Annotated in this window: 1 protein-coding gene and 1 pseudogene; both read left to right on the top strand. The window is 29.4% G+C overall.

Translation table 11 applies throughout. The annotated features are described in order from the left end of the window. Window positions 1-368: pseudogene (locus tag ACVC2P_RS03910) on the top strand (helix-turn-helix domain-containing protein); the annotation flags it as partial. A 79-nt stretch (window positions 369-447) separates the two neighbouring features. Beyond that, window positions 448-562, top strand: a 115-nt coding sequence (locus ACVC2P_RS03905) for a YitT family protein (protein ID WP_452597179.1), incomplete at its 3' end; no start/stop codon positions are given.

Below are 562 nucleotides of genomic sequence, written 5' to 3'. Positions count from 1 at the left end.
CATTTAGAGCCTTTACAGTTGCTAACCTAGAAATGACAAGTCATGATAAAGGTTTTTTTCCTAAAGATATAGTGATAGGGGAGTTTGTTCCTAAAAATATAATCAAAAAACTAAATAATGGTACTATTGTTTTAGTTTTAGTAAAGGGTGAGTTGATATTACGAAGCCTATATGTAACAAAAAACGAAATGGTATTACGTGCAGATCATAAAAATATAGAAGATAAAGTTTATGAGCTAGGAGAGGTAGATGAGTTATGGCGCATACGTTATGTTTTTTTTAAACGATTACCTGAATTTAATGATTTGTTAGAAGAGAAATTACTGTTCTTAGAACAAGAGTTCGTGAAATTAAAAAACCGTATGTAACGCTTCGTGTTATTATTAATTGAGTAATTTTTAGAATGTTTATAGCATTTTAATACATGAAAACAAGAACATAAAAAATATGAAACAATTGTTATCAGAGATTATTCAGATTGCAATAGGTATTCTTCTTGCAAGTGTTGGCTTAAAAATGTTTTTATTGCCTAATGGCTTTTTAGATGGAGGAGCCACTGGTA

The organism is Pontimicrobium sp. MEBiC01747 (assembly GCF_053601635.1).
Note: the sequence above shows the minus strand (reverse complement) of the source record. Positions and strands in the feature narration are given on the sequence as shown.